General features: G+C 63.2%; 22 protein-coding genes. 3 read left to right on the top strand and 19 right to left on the bottom strand.

The features are described 5' to 3' along the window. Positions 1 to 56: 56 nt before the first annotated feature. The 7 genes from HGI46_RS00640 to HGI46_RS00610 all read right to left on the bottom strand — a co-directional run bounded on the left by HGI46_RS00640 (position 57) and on the right by HGI46_RS00610 (position 7,307). Positions 57 to 1,067, bottom strand: coding sequence for a type II secretion system F family protein (locus tag HGI46_RS00640; RefSeq protein ID WP_118072139.1), 1,011 nt, complete (start codon positions 1,065 to 1,067; stop codon positions 57 to 59). A gap of 16 nt (positions 1,068 to 1,083) precedes the next feature. Beyond that, complete coding sequence (locus HGI46_RS00635) at positions 1,084 to 2,058, bottom strand: type II secretion system F family protein (RefSeq protein ID WP_118072138.1); 975 nt, start codon at positions 2,056 to 2,058, stop codon at positions 1,084 to 1,086. Between the two features lie 39 nt (positions 2,059 to 2,097). Further along, on the bottom strand, positions 2,098 to 3,363 hold the full coding sequence (locus HGI46_RS00630) for a pilus assembly protein CpaE (RefSeq protein WP_168902705.1): 1,266 nt from the start codon (positions 3,361 to 3,363) through the stop codon (positions 2,098 to 2,100). A 1-nt stretch (position 3,364) separates the two neighbouring features. Continuing rightward, positions 3,365 to 4,042, bottom strand: a complete 678-nt coding sequence (locus HGI46_RS00625; RefSeq protein WP_168902704.1) for a CpaD family pilus assembly protein — start codon at positions 4,040 to 4,042, stop codon at positions 3,365 to 3,367. A 14-nt stretch (positions 4,043 to 4,056) separates the two neighbouring features. Then, positions 4,057 to 5,655 carry a type II and III secretion system protein family protein gene (locus HGI46_RS00620; protein ID WP_206065493.1) on the bottom strand — a complete coding sequence of 533 codons (1,599 nt, stop codon included), beginning with the start codon at positions 5,653 to 5,655 and terminating at the stop codon, positions 4,057 to 4,059. A gap of 59 nt (positions 5,656 to 5,714) precedes the next feature. Beyond that, positions 5,715 to 6,746: a Flp pilus assembly protein CpaB gene (gene cpaB / locus HGI46_RS00615; RefSeq protein ID WP_168902703.1), complete on the bottom strand. Its 1,032-nt coding sequence runs from the start codon at positions 6,744 to 6,746 to the stop codon at positions 5,715 to 5,717. 72 nt (positions 6,747 to 6,818) lie between these two features. Further along, complete coding sequence (locus HGI46_RS00610) at positions 6,819 to 7,307, bottom strand: prepilin peptidase (protein WP_240344745.1); 489 nt, start codon at positions 7,305 to 7,307, stop codon at positions 6,819 to 6,821. Positions 7,308 to 7,389: 82 nt separating this feature from the next. Between HGI46_RS00610 and HGI46_RS00605 the strand changes: the two genes are divergently transcribed. Next, positions 7,390 to 8,379 carry an alpha/beta hydrolase gene (locus HGI46_RS00605; protein ID WP_168902702.1) on the top strand — a complete coding sequence of 330 codons (990 nt, stop codon included), beginning with the start codon at positions 7,390 to 7,392 and terminating at the stop codon, positions 8,377 to 8,379. Next, positions 8,376 to 9,491 (top strand): FAD-binding oxidoreductase, encoded by a 1,116-nt coding sequence (locus tag HGI46_RS00600; RefSeq protein WP_168902701.1) that lies wholly within the window; start codon positions 8,376 to 8,378, stop codon positions 9,489 to 9,491. The genes HGI46_RS00605 and HGI46_RS00600 overlap by 4 nt, the downstream gene beginning before the upstream one ends. On the opposite strand, the gene HGI46_RS00595 is transcribed toward HGI46_RS00600, so the two are convergent. Beyond that, positions 9,482 to 10,405: a sugar phosphate isomerase/epimerase gene (locus HGI46_RS00595; protein WP_168902700.1), complete on the bottom strand. Its 924-nt coding sequence runs from the start codon at positions 10,403 to 10,405 to the stop codon at positions 9,482 to 9,484. The genes HGI46_RS00600 and HGI46_RS00595 overlap by 10 nt on opposite strands. Positions 10,406 to 10,423: 18 nt before the next feature. Beyond that, a complete protein-coding gene (locus HGI46_RS00590; protein WP_168902699.1) occupies positions 10,424 to 11,374 on the bottom strand; it encodes a sugar phosphate isomerase/epimerase in 951 nt (316 codons plus the stop codon). A gap of 375 nt (positions 11,375 to 11,749) precedes the next feature. On the opposite strand from HGI46_RS00590, the gene HGI46_RS00585 reads away from it, so the two are divergent. Next, a complete protein-coding gene (locus tag HGI46_RS00585; protein WP_118074489.1) occupies positions 11,750 to 11,932 on the top strand; it encodes a DUF1508 domain-containing protein in 183 nt (60 codons plus the stop codon). 23 nt (positions 11,933 to 11,955) lie between these two features. Here HGI46_RS00585 and HGI46_RS00580 read toward each other — a convergent pair whose 3' ends face one another. The 10 genes from HGI46_RS00580 to HGI46_RS00535 form a co-directional block, all read right to left on the bottom strand. Further along, positions 11,956 to 13,668, bottom strand: coding sequence for a hypothetical protein (locus HGI46_RS00580; RefSeq protein WP_168902698.1), 1,713 nt, complete (start codon positions 13,666 to 13,668; stop codon positions 11,956 to 11,958). A 3-nt stretch (positions 13,669 to 13,671) separates the two neighbouring features. After that, entirely contained in the window at positions 13,672 to 14,757 is a 1,086-nt protein-coding gene (locus HGI46_RS00575; RefSeq protein WP_206065459.1) for a chemotaxis response regulator protein-glutamate methylesterase, read from the bottom strand. Further along, on the bottom strand, positions 14,757 to 15,620 hold the full coding sequence (locus tag HGI46_RS00570; RefSeq protein WP_168902696.1) for a CheR family methyltransferase: 864 nt from the start codon (positions 15,618 to 15,620) through the stop codon (positions 14,757 to 14,759). Before HGI46_RS00570 ends, HGI46_RS00575 begins: the two co-directional genes overlap by 1 nt. 41 nt (positions 15,621 to 15,661) lie before the next feature. Next, positions 15,662 to 17,581 carry a methyl-accepting chemotaxis protein gene (locus tag HGI46_RS00565; protein ID WP_168902695.1) on the bottom strand — a complete coding sequence of 640 codons (1,920 nt, stop codon included), beginning with the start codon at positions 17,579 to 17,581 and terminating at the stop codon, positions 15,662 to 15,664. Between the two features lie 71 nt (positions 17,582 to 17,652). Next, positions 17,653 to 18,141, bottom strand: coding sequence for a chemotaxis protein CheW (locus HGI46_RS00560; protein ID WP_168902694.1), 489 nt, complete (start codon positions 18,139 to 18,141; stop codon positions 17,653 to 17,655). Further along, positions 18,138 to 20,165, bottom strand: a complete 2,028-nt coding sequence (locus HGI46_RS00555) for a methyl-accepting chemotaxis protein (RefSeq protein ID WP_277346237.1) — start codon at positions 20,163 to 20,165, stop codon at positions 18,138 to 18,140. Before HGI46_RS00555 ends, HGI46_RS00560 begins: the two co-directional genes overlap by 4 nt. Positions 20,166 to 20,446: 281 nt before the next feature. Continuing rightward, a complete protein-coding gene (locus tag HGI46_RS00550; protein WP_168902693.1) occupies positions 20,447 to 20,938 on the bottom strand; it encodes a chemotaxis protein CheW in 492 nt (163 codons plus the stop codon). Between the two features lie 4 nt (positions 20,939 to 20,942). Then, on the bottom strand, positions 20,943 to 23,000 hold the full coding sequence (locus HGI46_RS00545) for a chemotaxis protein CheA (RefSeq protein ID WP_168902692.1): 2,058 nt from the start codon (positions 22,998 to 23,000) through the stop codon (positions 20,943 to 20,945). After that, the gene (locus HGI46_RS00540; protein WP_039336573.1) at positions 22,997 to 23,362 is read right to left on the bottom strand and encodes a response regulator; all 366 of its coding nucleotides are present in this window, start codon (positions 23,360 to 23,362) and stop codon (positions 22,997 to 22,999) included. The genes HGI46_RS00545 and HGI46_RS00540 overlap by 4 nt, the downstream gene beginning before the upstream one ends. Further along, entirely contained in the window at positions 23,359 to 23,664 is a 306-nt protein-coding gene (locus HGI46_RS00535) for an STAS domain-containing protein (RefSeq protein WP_168902691.1), read from the bottom strand. The genes HGI46_RS00540 and HGI46_RS00535 overlap by 4 nt, the downstream gene beginning before the upstream one ends. Positions 23,665 to 23,670: the final 6 nt, after the last annotated feature.

Genomic DNA, 23,670 nt, shown 5'->3' with positions numbered 1-23,670 from the left:
TGAAAAGCCCCGCCGGGTTGTCCGGCGGGGCCTTCTTCATGCCATGGCTGGTCCGATCAGCTTCCTGGCTTCTTGTTGATCAGGGTGTCGCTGATCGAGCAGGCAGCAGGGCCGAGGATCACGACAAACAGCACAGGCAGGATGAACAGGATCAGCGGGATGGTCATGATCGCGGGTAGTCTTGCCGCCTTTTCCTCGGCACGCATCATGCGCTCGTTGCGGAATTCGGCAGAGAGCACGCGCAGCGCCGAGGCAAGGGGCGTACCATAACGCTCGGTCTGGATCATCGTGGTCACCACGCCTTTGACGGACTCCAGATCGACACGATAGGCGAGGTTCTCGAACGCCTGTCGGCGATCGGTAAGGAACGACAGCTCGATGGCGGTGAGGGAGAATTCGTCCCCGAGTTCCGGATAGGCACGGCCCAGCTCGCGTGCGACGCGGCTGAAGGCAGCGTCGACGGTCAGGCCGGCCTCGGCGCAGATGACCAGCAGGTCGAGCGCATCAGGCAGGCCCTTGCGGATTGCGTTGGTCCGCTTGGAAACCATGTTCTGGATGAAGACGTCGGGCCCCTTGTACCCTGCGATGAGCATGAACATGAAGGCGCCCATCCGCTTCATGGGCCCCCAATCCCCGAAGGTGTTGGTCCAATAGAAGAGAACCGCGCCCAGAAGACCCAGCGTGATCGGGCCGACCAGGCGTCCAAGAATGACCGCGACAGCCCATTCCTTCTTGCGGATGCCGGCCTGCGCCAGCTTCTGCTGGATCACCGCCAGCTGGCTGTCCTGCAGAACCTTGAGCGATTCGAGGAAGCCACGGATCTGGTCGGTGGTCTGGTTGCGGCGGACAATGCTCTGGCGCTTGCGGGCATTGGCAGTGACGATGCCGGCTTTGAGCTGCTCGCGCCGTTCGTTCAGGACCTTGACCCGCTTGGCCATGGGGTCGCGGACGGTAACGGCAGCGTAGACTGCAAGCATGACGGCAGCGGCGGCGATCCCGATCAGGATCGAACCGACAAGGTAAACGTCAAAGCCGAGCAGCGTTGGTCCTGCGGGGTTGTTGATCATGGCCGGTCCCTCCCGCTCAGATTTCGAAGTTGACCATCTTGGCCATGATGAACGAGCCGATGCCAAGCCAGGTGAGGCCGCCCAAACCGGCAATGATCAGGCGCTCGTCCACGAAGAACTTGCTGAGATAGGCCGGGTTGATCGTATAGATCAGGGCAAACACGATGAAGGGCAACGAGCCGACGATATAGGCTGATGCCTTGGATTCCGAGCTCATTGCCTTGACCTTGAGCTTCATCTGCGCGCGTTTGCGCAGCACGTCCGACAGGTTCGAAAGCGTCTCGGCAAGGTTGCCGCCGGTCTCGCGCTGGATCGCCAGCGTGATGCAGAAGAAGTTGAACTCCGGCATGTTGAGGCGATCGGCGGTGTCCTGCAGCGCCTCTTCCATGGTGCGACCCACCTTGATGCGGTCGGTCACCAGCTTGAACTCTTCGCCCACGGGGCCGGGGAGTTCGCTGGCGACAACGCCGAGGGTTTCCGTGACCGGAAGACCGGAGCGAAGCCCGCGTACCAGCAGGTCGAGCGCATCGGGCAGGCGTGTCGTAAAGTTCTCGACGCGCTTGCCGATTGCCCGACCGACGATGAAATGCGGCAAGCCAATGCCGACGAACAGCCCGGCGACGAGCGACAGCAAGGGCGCTCCGGTCTTGACGAAGACCAGCAGCAGGACCGCCAGAGTCAGGCCGCCGCTGACATAGAGGTACTGCGACATTGTCCAGCCTTTGCCGGTCCGATGGAGCCGCAGTTCGAGCGCCTCCATGCGTGATCCCGAGCCGGCGATCTTCCCCGCGCGCGGTTTGCGGGCTGCCACGGTCTTGCGATATTGCGCTTCGACCTTGTCAACTGCGCTGTCCGAGTGGCGAAAGCGCACGGACTGGAGACGGCGGCCGCTTTCCTTGGACGCGGAAGGGCCGGACAGTGCGGCATAGCCAAGCACCATCGCCGCCATCATGCCGCCGGCCATCAGGATCAGCTGGATCGTATTCCCCATTGCAGGTCTCTTCCCGTCACCTCAAGCGAATGCGAGCCGTCAGGCGGGCACACCGGCCTTTGGCTTGTTGAGCATCTTCTTCAGATCGAACTTGCCCAGCAGCGAGGGCTTGCGCGCATTGGCTGCGGTGTCTGGCGCTGCTTCTTCCTCACCGGTTCCGATGATCGCGAAAGCGATGTCCCGGATCGTGGCCCCGACCTTGGAGGACCGATTGGCTGCAACGAACGACTGACCGAGCTTGGCCGCGTTCGACGCCCCCTTGATATCGTAGGGCAACATGAAGTTGATCTTGCGTTCGATCGAGGCTTCGAAATCGGCCTTGCTGATCTCGTTGGCGCCGGCCTGGACCTTGTTGGCCACCACGATCGGACGGGCGTGGGCGGCATTGGTCTTGAGCCACGAAAGCAGGCGGATGGCATCGCGCGCGCCAGCCAGCGTCAGTTCGGTCGCAACGATCACCACATTCACGTCACCGAGCAGGTGTGGGAAGTTGATCAGCATGTTGCGCGGCATGTCGATGACGGTCATCTCGAACGCCTGGCGGAATTCCTCCTCCAGTTGCACGAACGCGCTGCCATCGGTCATCAGGGGCGAACTGATCGGTGCTTCGGCCGACAGGATCGCCAGGTTGTCGTTTGCCCGGATCATGGCGCGTTCGATGAACAGGCCGTCGATGCGGCTTGGATTGTCGATCGCGTCGGTCAGCCCGCGGCCGGGCTCGAGATCCAGCGTCAGCGCGCCGGTGCCGAAATGCACGTCGAGATCGAGCAGCGCGGTGGGCAGCTTGTGATCGGTGCTGAACAGCCAGGCAAGCGATGTCGCCAGCGTCGATGCGCCTACCCCGCCGCGCGTGCCGACAATGGCCGTCGAGATGTGGCGCTTCGCCGCTGACGGATCATGGCTCTTGGGCGCAGTGAAGATCGCCTGCGCCTGAACCAGGGCATCGCGGATCTGGCCTGCGTTGAGCGGCTTGAGCAGGTAATCCTGAATGCCCGAGGCAATCAGATCGCGGTAGAGGCGCACGTCATTGACCTGCCCCACGGCGATGACCACGGTGCCGGGCTCGCAAACTTCGGCCAGGGCGTTGATGTCGTTCAGCGGGTCGCCGCTTTCCGACAGGTCGACCATGAGAATGTTCGGGCTGGCCGTGATCGAAAGCGACTGGATCGCGTTCCGCAGGCCACCGCGGTGGCACTTTTCCGGAGCCCAGCCCATGTCGACGACGACCGGGCGAAGGACGTCGAGCGCGGTCTCGTCGCACATGAAGGCGGCGAAGGCGTCGCGATTGGCATTCTTCCAGCTCATGTCAGTTTCCTCCTCCGCCGCTGCCGCCAGAGGCATTGGACGTCGCATTGCTCTTCAGGCCATCTTCGCCGGTGGGCTTGGCGGCGCGGAAGCTGTCGATCGCCTTGGTTCCGCTCATCACCACCGTCTCGCCGGTGGTGCTGGCGCCCTTCACGAGGTGTTCCTTGTCGGCGACCATCGCAGCCAGATTGCTGTTGATGGCGCAGCCGAAGTTCGACGTCGTCCGGTTGCTCATCGAGAAGTCGGACTTGGCGGTCCAGTCGGGGCAGCCAGGGACCGAGGCCGTGGCGCGGGTCACGACGATGCGCGCGCCGCCTGCCGGGACATAACCGGGCGTTACCGGGGCGGGGCCGTCGACGAACATGCCCCAGCGACCGGCCACCGTATCGACCGACGCGATCGTTGCCTTTGACTGCAACGGATCGTCTATCGCAATCTTGTCACCATACTTGAGGCCAAGGCTCTCGAACCATCCGGCGAGGCGCCGTTGTTCCGTGATCGAAATGCCGCCGCCCGGCAGCGTCTCGACATCGAAGACGTAGCGGTCACGCTCGACGATCGGCTGATGCACCGAATTGAGCATGCGGTTCTCGGGAGTATTGGCCGAACAGGCCGACAGGACTGTCGCCAGCGAAAGCAGCAGCGCGGCGGAAGCGCGGCGGGTGTGGTTGGTGCGCATGGGCTGTCCCTCGTTCACTGGATGCTGAAGCCGGGTTCGACGCTGGCGACCTTCTTGTCGCTGCGGCGATCGGCGGGCTGCGATGCCTTCGCGGGCTTGTCGAGGCTGCCGACCTTGGGGCCGGATTGAACCGTGCCTTCCTTCTCGGTCGGCTTGGGCCGATCGCCACCGGTGATGCCGTCGTGCTCCATGTTGCCAAGCAGGCGCTGGATATCGTTCGGGCTCTGGAAGCCGTCGGTCGGAAGCTTGATGTCGCTGGCGTTGACCGGGTTCACCAGATACGGCGTAACCACGATAACCAGCTCGGTTTCGCCCTTGCGATAGCGGGTCGAGCGGAACAGCGACCCGAGGATCGGCACGTCACCCACGCCCGGCATCTTGGTCAGGGCATTCTGCGCGCCGTTCTGCAGCAGGCCGGCGATCATGAAGGATTGGCCCGAACCGAGTTCGATCGTCGTTTCGGCACGGCGCACGGTCAGGGCGGGGATTTCGACGCTGTCGAGCTTCAGCGCGCCCGTGCTCGAAAGCTCGGAGACTTCCGGGCGCACGCGGATCGAGATGCGGCCATTGGCCAGGACCGTTGGCGTATAGGCAAGGCTGACGCCGTAGCGCTTGTATTCGATCGAGGTGGTGCCAAGCCCTTGCGAGACGGGGATCGGATATTCGCCGCCGGCAAGGAAATCGGCAGTCTCGCCCGAAAGCGCGGTCAGGTTCGGCTCGGACAGAGTGGTGACGAGGCCGATCGTCTCGGCGGCATCGAGCGCACCCAGCAGATCGAGGCCGAGAAACTTGCCCATTCCGGCAATGGTGGTGCCCGTAGCGGCGGCCGTCACCGAACTGCCTGGCTTTTCCACCAAGCCGAGTGGATTCGCCTCGGTCACCTTGGTCGGGTCGAAGGTAAAGCCGGTGGTGGCCGAAGTGCCGACGCCAAACGGCAGGTTGCGGTCCGTCGTGAAGACCGATCCGGCCGACCTGCCTTGACCAATGCCGAACTTGAAACCGCCAGTGCCATCGATGCTGGTGAGGTTCACGCCCAGGTCGCGTACCAGGGTGCGGCTGACTTCGGCGAACTTCACGTGCAGGCTGACCTGCAGCGGCGTTGCCATCTTCAGGCGGCTGATCACGTTGGTCTTGTCGCCGACAAAGGCGCGGACCAGGCGTTCGGCTTCGGCTGCGTCTTCGGGCGCGCCGACGGTGCCGGTCAGCAGGACCGTGTTGTTCATCGTCGCGACGTTGACGCGGGCCTCGGGCATGGCGAGGTGCAGCATCTGGTCGATCGAGTCGATGTTGTTGCCGACGCGGATGTTTGCCGACCACACGACATCGCCCTTGGCGTTGCTGGCGTAGACCGTGGTCTCACCGCCCGACTTGCCGAAGACGTAGAACTGGTTGGTCGACTTGACCTGGACGTCTGCCACCTTGTCGTCAGCGACGAATACGTCAGCCATCCGGCCCGGCACGGTGACCAGTTCGCCGCGCCCGATCGAAATCGTGACAGTGCGGGCAGGGCTCGTCAGGCTTTGTGCGTGGAGCATGCCGGAAGCGGGCATCATTGCCAGCGGGGCAGCGATCAGCGCAGCCGTGAGAAGCTTGGAGGAAAAACGGCGGTTCATGGTGCTGCCCTTCGAGGTCGGGATCTGTCGCATGATCTTGGTGTGGGGAGCGCAGCTCATCACTTCGCTCCTATCGAGACATTTTCGGTGTCCTTGCCGCGGGTCACGCGGACCACGGGGCCGGTCGGCACCGGTCGGCCGTTTGCTGCCATCTGCGGGGCAGAGCTTGCGGCGGGTGCGGAATATCCGCCGCCTGCGGGAGCAGTTGCCACTGGCACGGTCGTGCGCTGGAAGCGCGATACGTCGCCGCCGGTCACGAAGCTGGCCTTGGTGCTTTCGATCGGGCGGGCCATGGCCTGCTTGATCAGCGCCTCTTCCTGCTGCTTGCTGGCGCCGGCCGGGATCTTGACGTCACCCGAGGCAATCGCCTGCTCAAGCTCGGCCGAGTTGTCGGCCAGGGAGCGCAGCGAGAGGCTGATCGTGCCGATGGTCTGGGCCACGGCAATCTTTTCCGCAATCTTGGGCGTTACTTCGAGCGTGACGGTGCTGAAGGTGCGCACGCGGGTCTTGCCCTCGACCATTTCCTGCTCGGTCGACTGGTCCGTGGCGAGCACGCGCAGGTTCTTGAGGATGGTTTCCGAGGCCTTGAGCGCCATGCCGCTGTCGCCGCTGCCCTTTACGGTCTGGGTCAGCACCAGGTCGATATGATCGCCCGGGAAAACGAAGCCGGCAACGCCGGTGCGGGCCGAGACGGGAATGGTCACGGCGCGCATGCCTGGCCCGAGAGCAGCTGCCAGGAAGCCACGGTCGCCGGGGGCAACGAGATTGCCCTTGGTCACCGGCTCGCCGGCAGTCATCGGGTTGCGCACCACGGTGCCGAGCAGCTTCTGCATGTCAGCCTCGCCCTCGACGAAGTAGGCGTCCTGAACCATGTCCTTGGGCCATGCCTGGAAGTTGATTGAGTCGGCGGTAATGATCGTGCCGACGGGCAGGGCGCGCTGGGCTACCAGCACCTTCGGGCCCATCGGCATCTTTGCCGCAGCTTCTGCCTGGGGCGTGGACGCGCCAGCGAAAAGGCTCCTTGCCGCGAAGGCCGTGCCGATCGCAACGATCAGCGCCCCCACCAGCAACATCAGCTTCCTCTTGTCCATGCTACTTGTCCCGCCCTCTTAACTCAGGCCCGCATGTCTCGGGCAAAATGGTTAAAAATTGTGATATGGTGTTCATGCACCTGTAACGGAGCGCCAGCCGGCCTCGAGCATCGGGGCCAGGACGATCAGTCCGGCGCTGGCGATTGCCACGCCGTAAGGGATCTTTGCATCGCGCCGGCGCGTTACCGTGTAGTGCCACGCGGCGACGACTATGGTCAGCGCGCCGCCCAGCAGCGACATGATCACCAGCAGCTTGACGAAAGTCAGGGGCGGCAACCACAGTGCCAGCGCCGCCAGCAGCTTGACGTCTCCGCCACCCATGAGCTTCAGCGCAAAGAGGCCTGCGAGGACGACGAAGGCGATAAACGCCACACCCACCTGCATCGCCACGCCTGGCCACAGCGACAAGCCCGATGCCCACCAGTAGGCCGGCGCGGATAGCGCGATGGCAGCGTTCAGCCAGTTGTCGATCTGGCGGCGGCGGATATCGGTAAAGGCGGCAACCAGCAGCGCGATTGCCAATGCCCCGACCAGTCCGTAAACGAAGATGTTCCCCTGCATGTCTTGGGGCATACGGGACAATCACTTACCAAACGGTAACCAAACCTTGGCGCGCAACTGCGCCATTGGAGGCGTTTCAGGCATGGAGTTCGGTACCAGGAGTCGGATCGATCGCAGGGCGATTCCGGCGGATGCGAACGAAGGTTTCTGGACCGCCTCAGACGGCCATGTCATCCGCCGGATCGACTGGCCCGGCCACGCGGTTCCACCTGCCGAACACGGACCGCGCGGTTCGATCCTGTTCTTGCCAGGGCGTGGAGATTTTTACGAGAAGTATCTGGAATCTCTCGATTATTGGCATGAAGAAGGATGGCGCGTAACCGCACTCGACTGGCGCGGGCAGGCAGGCTCGGGACGCCTTTCGGCGCATCCTGCAATCGGGCACGTCGAGGACTTCTCCATCTGGATTGAGGACCTCGCCGCGTTCTGGTCGCAATGGGTCGACCAGACGCCTGGTCCCCATGTCGTGATCGGCCATTCGATGGGCGGTCATCTCGTGCTACGTGCTCTTGCGGAAAGGCGCATTAACCCTGTTGCGGTGGTCTTGAGTGCTCCCATGCTGGGCTTTCTCACTCCGGGACCGAATCGCGCGCTTCACAAGGTGGCCGAAGCGATGTGCCGATTCGGCGATCCCGCCCGCCCCGCCTGGAAGATCAGCGAAAAGCCCGGGACGACCGCCGCTGCCCGCAATACCTTGCTGACGCATGACGCCGAACGGTACGAGGACGAGGCGCAATGGAAGCTGCAGCGCTCCGTCCTCGGCATGGGGCCCGGCTCTTGGCGCTGGGTCGAGCGCGCCTATGCCTCGATGCTCGCACTGGATGCGCCGGGCACTCTCGAGGCGGTTGATGTGCCTGTCCTGCTGCTTGCCGCGCGTCACGATGCTCTGGTCAGCTGGAAAGCGATCGAGCGTGCCGCACGCCGCCTCCCGCGTGCGCAATTGATGACCTGGGGGCGGGAGGCCCGTCACGAATTGCTGCGCGAGGCCGATCCGGTAAGAGACAAGGTCATGGCCGCGATCGACGATTTCCTCGACCGCATGGCGCCCGGCGCGGAGGCAGACGCCGCGTGACCATCTTTGCCGGAGATTTTGACGTCGCCATCGTTGGCGCCGGGATGGCAGGCGCCAGTCTCGCCGCCGAATGCGCGCCCCATGCCCGCGTGTTGCTGGTCGAGGCGGAGGACACCCCCGGCTACCACACCACCGGCCGTTCCGCCGCGTTCTGGGAAGAGACCTACGGCGGCCCTGGCGTCTTTCCGCTGACGATGGCTTCGGGCCGGTACTTGCGGGAGGGGGGCTTCCTGTCCCAGCGTGGCGCTCTGAACATTGGGCAGGCGTCGGACCGCGACAAGGTTGAGGCTTTCATCGAAAAGTTCACCGCCTTGGGAGCCATCCTGCATCTGCAGGACCGGTCTGCGCTCGAAGCCCGCGTGCCCGGGCTCAAGCCCGAATGGGTTGTCGGCGCCTGGGAGCCCGGCTGCGCTGACATCGACGTTGCCGGCTTGCATCAGCACTACCTCGCAGCGTCGAAGCGCACCGGCACCGTGATGCGCGTGCGGTCCCGCGTCGAGCGGCTGGAGCGGGAAGGCGGACAGTGGCGGCTGGCCTGGGCTGGAGGCGAGGCACGCGCTCCGATCGTTGCCAATGCCGCCGGAGCATGGGCGGACTCGCTTGCGGGCCTTGCCGGCGCGCGCCCGCTCGGCGTCCAGCCGTTGCGCCGCACGATCGTGCAATTGCGCACCGATCCTGCCCCGGCAGATTCCCTGCCACTTACGCTGGGCATCAATGAGGACTTCTATTTCAAGCCTCAAGCCGGGCGTCTGTGGCTTTCGCCGCACGACGAAATTCCCGACGTCGCCGGCGATGCCGCGCCCGAGGAACTGGATGTCGCCATCGCCATCGACCGCTTTCAGCACGTGGTGGACTGGAACATCGCCGCCCTCGAGCGTCGCTGGGCCGGCCTTAGGTCCTTCTCGCCGGACCGCCTGCCGGTCTACGGCTTCGATCCGGCGGTGGAGAGTCTGTTCTGGTTTGCCGGGCAAGGCGGCTTCGGCATCCAGACCGCGCCTGCCGCGGCCCGGCTTGGCGCCCAACTGCTGCTCGGCCTGCCACGCGACGATCTCACCGCGGAAATCGACGCCGACGCCTATGCGCCGGCGCGATTCCGGCCAGATCAATCGTAGATCGGGCGCAGTTCGTTATCGAGGTAGTACCGGGTCATCGCCATCGATGCGAGCAGGTCCGGCGAGCCGTCGTACTCGATCGACATCCAGCCCTTGAACCCGTGCTTCTTGAGCAGGTGGTAAAGGCCCTTGAGATCGAGCGTGCCCATGCCCGGCTCCCAGAACCAGCGCGTGCCATCGTCGGTGATTTCCGGGTCCTGCGAATAGCGCAGGCTGTCGGGCTGAGCCGAAGACGCGGTGTCCTTCAGGTGGAACGTGCTGATGCGGTCGTGGTAGTCGTTGTAGAACGTCAACAGGTCCTCGCCCATGATTGAGATCTGGGCGGTGTCGATGCAATAGTGGACCAGCGCGGGATCGGTGGATTCGATCAGTTCTCGGTGGTTTTCGAGATTGATCGCGCAGAAGAACTCGTTGTGGAGGCCGATCTTCACGCCCTTGTCGGTGGCGTAGCGGCCAATCTCGTTCATCACCTTGGCGCAACTCTGCACCTCTTCGCGGCTCAAGGGGCCGCATCCGAAGTAGTTCTGGGTGGGGCAGGTGTTCATGTAGGTGCCGCCGAAGCGTACGATGGTGTCCACCGCCTCGCGGCCTGATTGCACGGCCTCATCGAAGTGGCTGGCATCGTGCGAGGCGTGGGCGCCATGGAACATGCCGATGACTTCGACGCCGCGCTCCTTGGCAAAGGCGGTGAAATTCTCAGGGGAGCCGAACAGCGGCAGGATGTCGGCCATGTCCCACGGCGCGATCTCGATGCCGTTGAAACCCAGTGCCGACTGGTATTTCAGGATGTTGTCCCAGTCGGAATAGTAGGCGCTGTTGGTCTTGTCCTCGTAGTAGAAGTCGCGGAAGTTATCGATCTGCTTGTAGGGGATCGACTTCCAGTGGCTCATGTTGGCGTATTGGATGTTGGGCATTTCGGATAACTCCGGAAATCAAAGCTGGTTGAGCAGGGCGCGCGTGCGCAGCAGGGCGCGGAACGGATCGCGCGTCTGGCGGGCGCTGCATGTCACGGGGCCGGCGTAGCCGAGCTTGTCGAGCGTTGCGGCAATCGCGGCGAAATCGACCGAACCGGTGCCGGGATCGCGGAACACTTGCGTGGCATGGCCCTGTGGGTGTTCGGGGTTGGGGGTCTTCCAGGTCTCGTTGCTGTCAACGAAGCTGGTGTCGGTCAGGTGGACGCAGCCGATGCGGGCGATGTTCGCAGTGATGAACTGCACAGGGTCGATGCCTGCGACGCTGAGGCTGGCGGTATCGACGTCAAGGCCGACGCTTTCGGGTAAGCGCGCAAGCAGTGGGAGCACGCGCTCTCCTCCGAACAGGCTCCAGTATTCGTTGCGCAGGACAAGCTTGACGCCGAGCTCCTCGGCCTTGGCGGCAAGGCCGTTCAGCAGTTCGACAGTGCGATCGGCGAACATTTCGGTCTGCGCGTCGATATCGGGGTGGTACTGCTTGATGCGCCCGTAATAGGGCGAGGGGCTGATGGCGAAATAGTCAGCGCCAAGGTCTGCCGCATGGGCCAGCGCTTCACCGGCGAAATGGCCCGATGCGCCGAAGTAGAAATGGATATTGTCGTTGCGCATGAACAGGTTGGGATCGAAAGTCACGCCGGTGACGCGCTCGATCCCGCTCTGCTTGAGAACTTCGCGGTACTGCGCGGCGCTGGCGTACTTGGTGTTGATGCAATAGCGGTTCATCGGCACGCCGCTGCGTCCGCCGAACTGCCATACCGGCTCATAGGGAATCTCGATGGCAAAGAAGCCTGCCGTGGCGATCAGGGGGTAAAGTTCCTCCCAGAAATACTTGCTTTCGAACCGGTTGCGGTTCGGCTCCTGGTAGTGGCGATTGATAAGATCGAGGCTTATCGCGAAGTCTTTGGGGTTCATGGTCAACCTTCTGGCGTTCCTGCCCCGGCAACGGGGCAATTGCGTTCGTGCATGTTCGGGACCTGGTCGCGTGCCGCGCAGGCGCAGAGACGCGCGCCTGCAGATGTGCTGGCGACGTTGCTATTGGCAGATGATGACTTTGCCGCCGCAGACACAGGATCCATTCCCATTCCACGGCCCCGACGCGCGCTGGCGCTCGTTTGCCTGGCGGGTCAAACGCCCGCTACTTTATGCTGGCGGGCATCTGCCATTCGCAGGCAAAAATCAACCCCGCGCGCGTGATTTGCCTGATGCGCTTCGCCTTTCCCGTGGTATCTAACGACCTGAGCCAAGGACAGGGGCCAAGGATAGGGGCCAAGGATAGGGAGAGTCATGATGGCGCACCGTTTCGAGATTCGCCGGAACAAGGCAGGCGAGTTTGTCGCCTACTTCTGCCACAACAGTGAAACCATCTTCTGGACCGAAGGCTACGCAAGCAAGGCCAGCGCCCGCAATGCCATTGAATCGATCCTCAAGAACGGGCCCGAGGCGCCGGTAGTGGATACGACCGTCGATTGAGACCGCCGGATGATCGGCCTGCTTCAGAACAGGCCATCATCCTCGTCATCGTCTTCGGCACCCGGCGCAATCTCAGGCGCCAGGGCGATTCCGGTCAGGCCAGCGACCAGCGCCTGATTGTGGATCAGCCGCTCGTCCGCCATCGTGTAGCTTCGCGCCAAGTCGTCCAGCATCGCCTGCAACAGCACCGCGCTGTCACCCCCGACCGGCTGGGCATCCGCTCCGGCGTCTTGCAAGGCCTTTGACAGGCTGTGCATCGACGCTTCCAGCATCCCGGCCTCCTCCAGCGCATCGATAGCCAGCGCAAGGCTTGACCCGAGCTGGTCGGACTCGGCGTCGACCACGGCCATCGCCTGTCGGCCCTTTTCGTTGCAATCACCGATCGTGGTGAGAAAGCGGGCTAAGAGTTCGCCAGATGCCGCACCGTTGTCTTGCGATTGGCTCTGCAGGCGATGGCAGGGCGCCGACAGGTTGTTCTGCGTCCGCTGGATGGCATCGGCTATCGCGTCAAGGCGTTCGGAATAGGTCCTGATCTCGTTGGCGATCACCATCACCGGACGACCGATCAGCTGCGCAGTGCGGCAGCTCAGGCCGATGTTGATCGCCATGTGTTGCACGTCGAGCCGCAACCGGGTGATGGCTTCTGCGCGCTCTGTCACTTCGTCGACCGTCTGCAGGATCAGATCGAGCGTCGCCATGCCTTCGCTGTTCGCGCGGTCCAATTGGCGAAGCATCAAGTGCGCCTCGGCAACGCTCGATTCGATGCGCCCCAGCATGTCGCCGTCGCCTTCGCTCGCTTGGTGGTCGCTCGGGCCCTGAAGGTTCTTGCACTGGCTTTGCAGTCGCGACAGCGACGCAGCGAGCTCGGCCCTGTCGCGCGCATAGTCGGTGATTGCCGTTTCGAACAATGCAGCATGAACGCGGAGCAATGGCGCCGCCGCAGCGCCAGTCATGCTGCCGTCCTGACGTCTCGCTTCAGCCACGCGCAAACTCGTCAGCACGTGCTCCAGCCGCTGGCGTACGCTGTCGCCAATCTGGATGGCCTGAATGGCGGCATGAAGCTCGGTCTGGATCGCCTGCGCCAGGTTGGCGATGGTCTTGGCCAGATTGCCAAGGCGCAGTTGGTGCTGCTGCAGGTTGCCGGCTTCGCGCATCAGCGCATCGGGCACTTGCGGAAAGACCTTTGCGCACTCGCGATCCAGCAAGCGGTCGTTCTGGCCCATCTCGCGTAGGCTCTCCAGCAGCACTCCGAGCATGTGGTCGAGGCCGCTCAGCTCCCTGTCGCCCTGATGCAGCTTTCCGCGCATGGCATCGGCAAATTCCATGAATTGCGGATGGCCCGACGCGGTAATCTTCACGTTCATGCCGTAGATATCGAGGACCTGCAGGCAGCGCATGACCTCGGCAGTGCTGGTACGCAAAGCCCGAGCGGCGTCGTGCATGGTCGTGATCTCGTGAGACCTGCCCTGTACCAGGCTGCGCACGTTGCGCAGGGATTCGGCAGCCATCCGCAACCCGTTGACGGCTTCGACGCCGACCCCGCCATCAAACATGCCGGTCACCTCGGTCAGCGCCGAGGTGATGTTCTGGATGCGTGCCACCGACTGGAACAGGTGTGTGCCTGCCATGTCGAAGCTTTCGTCCAGCCGCTTGAGCAGGGCCACCAGATCCTCGATCAGCGCTGCGTGACCAACGTCCACTGCGGGCGGAGTGACGACAAGTTTGAGGGCCGCCATCGTTCAGCGCGCCGTCGCCCGGAGGATTTCCCCGGCAATCGTGTCGAGTCCCAGCACGCGGTCAGCCGCACCGCGTGCGATTGCTTCCTTGGGCATCCCGAATACGACCGAGCTTGCCTCGTCCTGCGCGTAAGTGCGTGCGCCTGCCTCCTTCATCTCAAGCAATCCGCGCGCGCCATCATCTCCCATGCCGGTCATGATCACGCCCACCGCGTTTGAACCGGCGCACCGCGCGGCAGAGCGGAACAGCACGTCGACCGACGGCTTGTGCCGGGAAACCAGCGGCCCATCGCGGACCGAGACGAGGTAGCGCGCCCCCTGCCGCTCGAGCAGGGTATGCTTGCCCCCCGGCGCGATGAGCACATGGCCACGCATGACGGTGTCGCCCTGCTCGGCCTCCTTGACCGAAACCTCGCACAGGGAATCGAGACGGCTGGCGAATGCGCGCGTGAAACGCTCCGGCATGTGCTGGACCACGACGATGCCCGGCGAATTTGCGGGCAGGGCTTCGAGGACCTCGCGCAGGGCTTCGGTCCCGCCTGTCGACGCGCCGATGCAGACCACCATTTCGGTCGTCCGGCTCATGGCGCGGCCACTGGGCGGCGGCAGCACTGCGTCTGCGGTCAGCTTCTGCTCCGGCCTCATGCGCGGTGGCACAGGTTTGCGGGCCGAGACGCGAGCCTTGGCCGCGCCCTTCACAACCTCGCAGATGGCCGCGCGAGCTTCACTCAGGTGGTCAGCCACGCCCAGTCGGGGCTTGAGGATCACATCCACGGCCCCGGCCTCGAGCGCCTGCAGCAGTGTTTCGGAACCCTGCTCGGTCAATGAAGAGCACATGACCACGGGAACGGGGCACTGGCTCATCAGCTTGCGCAGGAAGGTGATGCCGTCCATCCGTGGCATTTCGACATCCAGGGTGATCACGTCGGGCACTTCGGTCTGGATGATGCGGGCTGCCGCAAAGGGATCGGCGGCAGTGCCGATGACTTCCAGTTCGGGGTCTTCCTCGAGGATCGCCTTCATGGTCTGGCGGACGCTTGCGCTGTCGTCGACCACCAGAACGCGGATACGTGCGGGACGCTTGTTCATCATGACCTCCGAAATACCGTGCCGGCAACCTGGGTGAGGTCATGCTTGAAGCCGGTGATGGACTCCGAGTGGCCGAGGAAAAGATATCCGCCGGGCAAAAGCTGCTCGCACAGGCGTTGCACGACCTGCTCCTGCGTTTGCTTGTCGAAATAGATCAGGACGTTGCGGCAGAAGATCAGATGCACCGGCTGATCGAGTGCATAGGTGTCATCGATAAGATTCAGCCTGCCGAAAGCCACGCGACGCCGAATTTCAGGAGCAATGCGGATCTCTTGCCGTTGCGGATCCCTGGATTCGAGAATGTAGCGTCGACGCAGCGGGGCAGGGACGGGCTCCACCTGTTCGCGAGGATAGATTCCCTTTATTGCCGTTCCCAGAACCTCGGTATCGATGTCCGTGGCGATAAGCCGATAGTCGATGCCGCGGTGCTGCGTCGTGAAGTCATCCAGCAGCATGGCGATCGTGTACGGTTCGGCGCCGGTCGAACATGCCGCGCTCCAGCATCGGATCTGGCGACAGCCTTCTTCTGCATAGAGCGGCAGGACGGTGCTCGTCAGATAGTCGAAGTGCCCCGGTTCGCGAAAGAAATCGGTCTTGTTGGTGGTAACCGCGTTGATCAGGTGCTCGATCTCGTCAGCATCGACTTGTCCGCCGAGCACCAGGTCGCAATACCCGCCCAGCGTATCGATGCCGAGCGCCCGGGCGCGCCGCCGCAGCCGCCCCTCCAACATGGTCTGCTTGCTGGACTTGATGTTGATGCCGGTTTCAAGCTGGATCAGTTCGGCAAGCGCCTTGAACTGCCTTGCGGAAATGCGATCGCTATCGGCTGCCAGACCAAAGGAGAGGGGGCTGAGATCGTTCAAGTGCGCACCATTTTCTTGAGGGTGTTACGGGCAGTCTTCAATCAGGCCGCCCGGCCGAAGTCGCTGTCCTCATGGTCCGCCCCACCACTGGTCAGGTCGAGTGCGAAGCCGTTGAGCCGCTCCTTCTGGTGGGCGACCGAGTTCGGCTTTACGGGCCGAGCCTTGGCGCGGACCTGAGGTGCCGGCTTCGGCTTGGCGGTGCGCTGCGTGCGCGGAGCCGCTGGTGCAAACGTGCGCTGTTCTTCCAACTGGAAGAATGCGGTGGTCTGTTGCAGCTCTTCGGCGCGCGCCGCCAGCGAGTCCGACGTCGAAGAAATCTGTTCCGAGGCGCTGGCGTTCTGCTGGGTCACCTTGTCGAGCTGCTGGATCGCTTCGTTGATCTGCGATGCGCCGATGTCCTGTTCGCGGCACGCGGCGCTGATTTCCGAAACAAGCTCTGCCGTGCGGCGGATGTCCGGAACCAGCTTGCCCAGCATCTCGCCGGCTTCGCTGGCTGCCTTCACCGTCTCGGCCGAAACCGAAACGATTTCGGCGGCTGCGCTCTGGCTGCGCTCGGCCAGTTTGCGCACTTCGGACGCAACGACAGCGAAGCCCTTGCCATGCTCTCCGGCGCGCGCGGCTTCGACTGCGGCATTCAAGGCCAGAAGATCGGTCTGACGCGCGATTTCCTGCACGATGCCGATCTTGTCCGCGATCGTGCGCATGGCGATGACCGCCTTGTCGACCGCAATTCCCGAACTCTCGGCGTCCTTTGAGGATTGCCGTGCAATCTTCTCGGTCTGCGCTGCATTGTCGGCGTTCTGTTTGATGTTCGCGGCCATCTGCTCCATCGAGGCCGAGGCCTCTTCTGCCGACGCGGCCTGTTCGGTCGCACCTTGCGACAGCTGCTGCGAGCTGGTTGCCATCTGTGAGCTGCCTTCGGCAACCTCGTTGGCGGCAAGGCTCACGTTGCTGGCAAAGGCGCGCAGGTTGTCGACCAGCACATTGATCGAATCCCGCATCTTCTGGTGATCGCCCTGGCAATCGATCTCGACCCGCTCACCAAGATCGCCTGCGCTGAGCTTGCTCAACACCCGATTGCCTTCTTCGATCGGCAGGATCGTGGCGTCGAGCATGCCGTTGATGCCACTGATCAGGCTGGCAAAATCCCCGACGAAACGCCGATCGTCACCGCGTTCGCCAAGGCGGCCGGCAGTGGCCGCGTTGATCAGCATCTGGATTTCCGAAGTGATCGCCCGAAGATTCTGACGGAGGCTTTCGATCGTGTCGTTGATAAAGGCCTTCTTGCCGGGCAGCTGTTCCATCGGAGCGCTGAAGTCACCTTCGCCAAAGGCCTTGACGCAGGCCATGGCCTTCTTTTTCACGGCAATATGGCCGGCGACCATGTCATTGATGCCCCGCGCCACGACACCGAAGTCCCCCGGGAAGCGGGCATGGTCAATGACGATGTCGATATCGCCCCGCTCGTGCTCGTCTGCCATGTGCTTCATCTCGGCGATCAATCCGGTCAGGCTATCGCGCAGCGTCTCGATCGTATGGTTGATGAAGGCCTTCTTGCCCGGCAGCGGATCGAGCCTGGCGTCGAAGTTGCCGAGGCTGAACTCGTGGATGACACCCATCGCCAGCTTCTTCACCGCGATATGGGCGTTCACGAGCTGATTGATGTCAGTGGCCATCTCCGCGATTTCGGACGGTAGGTTGTCCGATGGGATAACCACGTCGATATCGCCCCGCTCATGCTCGGCTGCCATGTGCTTGAGCTTGCGGCCCAGGTCGCGGACCGGAGCCTGCGAATGGTCGAGCAGCCCGTTGATCGCGTCGATCAGGGCGCTGGTCCGCATGTTGCATCCCGAGCCATGCAGCCGAGCGCCAAGGTCACCGTTCGCGATGGCGTCCTGCACGCGCGCAATCTCTTGCTGAACCTGGGCAGAAGAAACTGCCGTGAATGGATTGATGGCCATTGTTGTTCCCGTCCTTCTTGTTCTGTTCACCTCGGTCGCGTCAGCGCGTTCCGTTCGCTGCCGCGGGTGTTTCAGGCGTTGACCAATTGACCTTCGCTGCCGATCCCGATGGCATCTTCGGTCGTGAAAATCCGGGCCGCGTCGACGATGACCACGAAGCCCGTGTCCCGGCGCACCACACCGGTTATGTACTCGGAATTCCAGCTGATCCCGATGTCCGGGGCAGGTTCTATCTCTGCCTTCTCGAAGCTCGTGACGCTCAACACCCGGTCGATGACGACGCCCAGCGTCAGCAGGCGGTCTGGCAACCGCACGTCAAGGATCAGGATGCGTGTCGCCAGCGTGGGGTCGACAGACGGCAGGCCGAGACGCCGGCGAAAGTCGACCGTGGGCACGCCCTGGCCGCGAAGGTCCGTTAGGCCAATGAAGTGCGCGGGGCCATTCGGCAGGTAGGAAGGTGGCGTGTAATCAAGGATTTCGCGCACCAGGGCGACGGGGATGGCGAAGACTTCGTTGCCCAGGCCGAATTCCACGACCTGAAGTTCGCTCGCGCTGCTCATGCCGCGCGTCCGAAGTCTGCATCGTCGGCGTCTGCGCCACCGTCGGTAAGGTTCAGGGCGAAGCCGGCCAGTCGCTCCTTCTGTTCGGCAACGCTGTTGCGCTTTGCCGGTCTGGCTGCTGCGCGAGGTGTCACGCCGGCCTTGCGCGGCGGGCTTGCCTGGCGGCGGACCGGCGCACTCTGACGCGGTTCGACGTAGCTGTTGCCGGTCTGGAAGAAGGAAATGGCGCTCTGCAGTTCCTCGGCCTGAGAAGCCAGTTCCTCGGACGTGGACGAAATCTGGTCCGATGCGCTGGCGTTGATCTGGGTGACCTTGTCGAGCTGCTGGATGGCCTCGTTGATCTGTGACGCGCCGATGTCCTGCTCGCGGCACGCTGCGCTGATCTCGGTCACGAGTTCGGCGGTACGGCGGATGTCCGGAACCAGTCGTGCAAGCATTTCGCCTGCGTCTGTCGCCACCTTCACCGTCTCTGAGGAAACCGAGACGATTTCGGCCGCCGCGCTCTGGCTGCGTTCGGCCAGCTTGCGCACTTCGGAAGCGACAACCGCAAAGCCCTTGCCATGCTCGCCTGCGCGGGCTGCCTCGACAGCGGCGTTCAGGGCAAGCAGGTCGGTCTGGCGTGCGATTTCCTGAACAATGCTGATCTTCTCCGCGATCGTGCGCATGGCGTTGACCGCCTTCTCCACCGCCTGGCCGGAAACTTCAGCGTCCTTGGACGATTGGCGGGCAATCTTCTCGGTCTGCGCCGCATTGTCGGCGTTCTGTTTGATGTTCGCGGCCATCTGCTCCATCGACGCAGATGCTTCCTCGGCCGATGCGGCCTGCTCTGTCGCGCCCTGTGAGACCTGCTCCGAACTTGCCGCAAGCTGGCGGCTGCCGGCCGAGACGTTGTCGACCGCAGCAGTGGTCGTGCCGACGACAGTCCGCAGCTTGTCGATCATCGTGATCAACGCGCTGCCAAGCTGGTCGTCGTCCGAAAGCGCCCGGTATTCGACCGTGAGATCGCCATCGGCGATGCGGTCGGCCACGCCTGCGGTTTTCTTCAGGTTGGTCACCAGGGAATTGATGGCGTCACGCATGCGCTGATGATCGCCGTGGCAATCTATATCGACGGTTTCCTGCAGGTTGCCAGTGCTGACCAGCCGCAGCACGCGGTTGCCTTCCTCGATCGGCAGGATGATCGCGTCGAGCATGCCGTTGATGCCGCTGACGAGGCGGGCGAAGTCTCCCACGAAGCGCGAGGCAACGCCGCGCTCCGACAGGCGGCCCTCGGTCGCGGCCACGATCAGTCGCTGGATCTCTGCGGTAATCTCGCGCAGGTTCGTGCGCAGGGTTTCGATCGTATCGTTGATGAAGGCCTTCTTGCCCGGGAATTGTTCGAGCGGGGCGTCGAAATTGCCCTCGCCGAACGCCTTGACGCAGGCCATGGCCTTCTTCTTGACCGCGATGTGACCGGCGACCATCTCGTTGATGCCGCGCGCAACCAGTCCGAAGTCGCCCTCGAACCTGGTATCGTCGATTGCCACGTCGATATCGCCGCGGTCATGCTCGACCGCCATGTGCTTCATCTCTGCGATCAGGCCCGTAAGGTTGCCGCGCAGGGTTTCGATCGTATCGTTGATGAAGGCCTTCTTGCCCGGGAACTGTTCGAGGGGAGCCTCGAAGTTGCCGACGCCGAATTCCTTGACGCAGGCCATGGCCTTCTTCTTCACGGCGATATGGCCGGCAACCATGTCGTTGATGCCGCGTGCCACGATGCCGAAATCGCCGTGGAATTTCGCATGATCGATGACCACGTCGATATCGCCGCGATCATGCTCGCTCGACATGTGCTTCATTTCCGAGATCAGCCCGACAAGATTGCCGCGCAAGGTCTCGATCGTGTCGTTGATGAAGGCCTTCTTGCCAGGCAACTGCTCCATCGGCGCATCGAAGTTCCCGAGGCTGAACTCGCGCACGCAGGCCATGGCCTGCTTCTTCGTATTGATGTGTGCTGTAACGAGATCGTTGATCTGCGTCGCCATGATGCCAAGCTTGCCGGGCAGGGCATTGGCATCGATCACGACATCGATATCACCGGCTGCATGTTCGTCGGTCATCCGGGCGATCTGCGTGGACAGGTCCTGAACCGGATTGGTCACGGCATCGAGCAGCCGATTGAACGCCGCCATCACGGCGCGCGTCGGGGCATTGCCGTTGGTTTCGTCAAGCCGAAGCAGCAGGTTGCCACTGGACAGCGCCTGCTCGACCCGGCTTACCTCATCGAGAACCTGCTGTTCGGAAACTCTCGAAAAAACATTGCGCATCATGCGGCCTCCGCGAGGGACGTGAAGATTGTGGGCAAATCGGGAATGACGATGACCGAGCCCGGCTGGCGCACCAGTTCGCGCGCGAACTCGCGCTTCCAGCGCATGCCCAGCACGGGCGGCTCGCTGCTGTGCGCCTTGTCCAGGATCGTCACTTCGTGGACCTTGTCCGAGCGCAGCCCGATCTGGAGCGGCTCTCCGCCGATCTCGGTCTCGATCACGACGATGCGGTGATCGGAATTGGCCTCCTCGCCCGGATTGCGCGGCATGCCGAAGGCTACGCGCAGATCGGCGATCGGGATGATCTTGCCACGAAAGTTGACGACGCTGGCCACAAGGTCCGGCGCACCCGGTACGGGCGTTTCGGGCAAAAGGTCGAGTATCTCGCGGATGCTGACAGCCTCGATTGCCAGGCATTCATCGCCCACGTCGAAGGTGAGCACCTCCAGTTGCCCGTTATCATCCCATGGCGTTGTGCCTGTCGTGGTCATGGCGTCACCCTGCGGCACGGAGCCGCTCCTCATGGCTCTGGCCCAGCGCAACCAGCTGGACGACATCGAGAATGAGCGCGACCCCACCATCACCGAGTATGGTCGCGCCGGAGAAACTCGGGATCGAGCGGTGCAGGCTCGACATGGATTTGATAACGGTCTGGTGGCTGCCGATGATCTGGTCGACGACAAGGCCGACCCGCTCGCCGCCGGTTGCGATCACCACGATCTTCTGGAAGGGATCGGGCCGGGTGCCGGTCGCGAAAAGCTCGCGCAGGCGCAGGAAGGGCACCAGGCGCTCGCGCAACTGGATCATGCTCCTCCCGCGTGAGCGGATGTCCTCCTCCAGGCTCAGCTCGAGGCACTCTTCGACCGCCGCCAACGGGATCACGTAGTTGTTCTGCCCGACCCTCACCAGCAGCCCGTCGATAATCGCCAGGGTCAGCGGAATGCGCAGGGTTATGACCGAGCCCTTGCCGGGTTCGCTGGTCATGTCGATGTGTCCCCGCAGGCCCTCGATGGTGCGCTTGACCACGTCCATGCCGACGCCACGGCCTGACAGGTTGGTGATCTGGGCAGCGGTGGAAAAGCCGGGCTGGAAGATCAGCTGCAGCAGTTCGCCGTCGCTCAGCACCTGGCCCGGCTGGATCAGGCCATTGGCCTCCGCCTTGGCGCGGACGCGTTCGCGGCTGATGCCGCGGCCATCGTCCTCGATGGTGATCAGCACTTCGCCACCGGCCTGCTGGGCCGAAAGCCGGATGCGGCCGGACGCGGCCTTGCCCGCAGCAAGGCGTTCTTCCTCGGTCTCGAGCCCATGGTCGCAAGCGTTACGGATCAGATGGACAATCGGATCGGCCAGCCTTTCGGAAACTGTCTTGTCGATCTCGGTGCTTTCGCCATCGGTCGTCAGATCGATCGACTTGCCGGTCTCGCGGGCCAGGTCGTGGACCAGACGGCGGAACCGCCCGAACAACGAGGCAATCGGCACCATGCGCAAGACCATCATCGTGTCGCGCAGTTCGTTGGCAAGCCGCTCTACTTCTTCCGAGATCGAGCGCAGCGCAAGTTCGCCCGCCGGGCCGGAAATGCCGTTTCCGGCAAGCTGGGCGAGGCGGCTCTGCACGATCACGAGCTCGCCCACCCGATCCATCAGCAGATCGAGGCGCTCTGCCGGCACGCGCACGCTTTCGCTGGGGCCACGCGCGGCTTTTGCGCTGGCAGGTTCAGCGCTGGCCACTTCCGCGCTGCCCACTGCCGCATGCGGCAACGGTGAGGGCACGACTGCGACAGCCGTGTCTGACGGACCGTCTTCCGCCGTTGCACCGACTTCGTCATTCGAGCCCGCGATCGGCGTGATGGACAGCTCCATGTCGTCGAGCACGAACAGGAAAACATCTTCGATGACCTCGCGGGTCGCGCTGGCGGGCAGATCCATCGACCAGCCCGTCAGGCACTGCGTCGGGTCCAGCTCATCAAGTGGGGGAACCGCGTCGAACTCGGCGGCGACATTGGTGGCGCCCAGTTCCCGCAACTCGTCGAGCAAAAGCAGCGGGTTGGTTCCAGTGGCAAGCGCATTGGCCGGCAGGCGGAAGTGCAGATGCCACCCCTGACCAAGCCCGGTGTCTGCGCGCTCGGTTGTGTCATGAGCGGCATCGTCCCTGCAGTCCACCACTGCAGCGGCGCCTTCTCCATCCAGCAGGGCCTGGAGCCCGGCCAGCAGATCGGCGCTTTCGTTGTCGACGCCATCGCCGTTCGGCTGGTCGATGAGGGTGCGCATGTGGTCCATGGCAGAAAGCGTCAGGGCTACCAGTTCTGCCGAAGCGCGGGCCTGCCCCTTGCGCACCTTGTCGAATGCTGTTTCGCAATGATGGGTAAATGCTGCCAGGGCATCGAAGCCGAACATCGCGCCCGAGCCCTTGAGCGTGTGCATCCCGCGAAAGACGGTGTCGATGAGCTCCCGGCTGGTCAGGTCGTGGCTGAGATCGAGCAAGGCCTGCTCGGTCGCTTCGAGTAGCTCCCCGGCTTCGATCCGGAAGGCCTCGATCGGGTCCTGCCCGTTCATTGCCCCAGCACCTTGCGGGTTACCTTCAGCAAATTTTCGGCCACGAACGGCTTTACCAGCCAGCCGGTCGCGCCTGCTGCCTTGGCTTGCTGCTTCATGCCCTCATCCGATTCCGTCGTGAGGAATATGATCGGCGTACCGGCCTGAAGCGGCAGCTTGCGGATTTCCCGGATCATCTCCAGACCATTCATGTTCGGCATGTTGAGATCGGTGATGATCATGTCGAACTTCGATGACCTGGCCTGTTCCAGCCCTTCCTTGCCATCGGCTGCCTCCGCGACCTGATGTCCGGCTCCCGACAACGCAATCCGGATTGCCATCCGGACGCTCATGGAATCATCGACGGTGAGTATGGTGGTCATTGCTCGGTGGCTCCGGTCGCACAGAGATTGGTACAGGACGCAGCAAGCGGCCCGGTCAGCCCGGCGCGCTCGATCAGGCTGGCAATCGCCGGATCTGCGGCAGGAAGAATCGAGATGGTCTTGCTTTCCCGCTCGGCGAACTTGTGCGCCGCTACGAGGATCTGCAGGAAGGTGAGGTCGGCTTCGACCACGCTCGCGCAATCGATCTCGATCGAGGAGTTGATTTTCAGTTCATCGAGTATCGCCTCGCGGATGTCCGGGGCGGTGCTCAGGTTCGTAATGGTGCCAATCTGGATAGTCATGTTCCC

The organism is Novosphingobium sp. ERW19, assembly GCF_012641315.1.
Taxonomy (GTDB): Bacteria; Pseudomonadota; Alphaproteobacteria; order Sphingomonadales; family Sphingomonadaceae; genus Novosphingobium.
The sequence above is the reverse complement of the archived record's forward strand: the minus strand, read 5'-3'. Positions and strand labels throughout refer to the sequence as shown.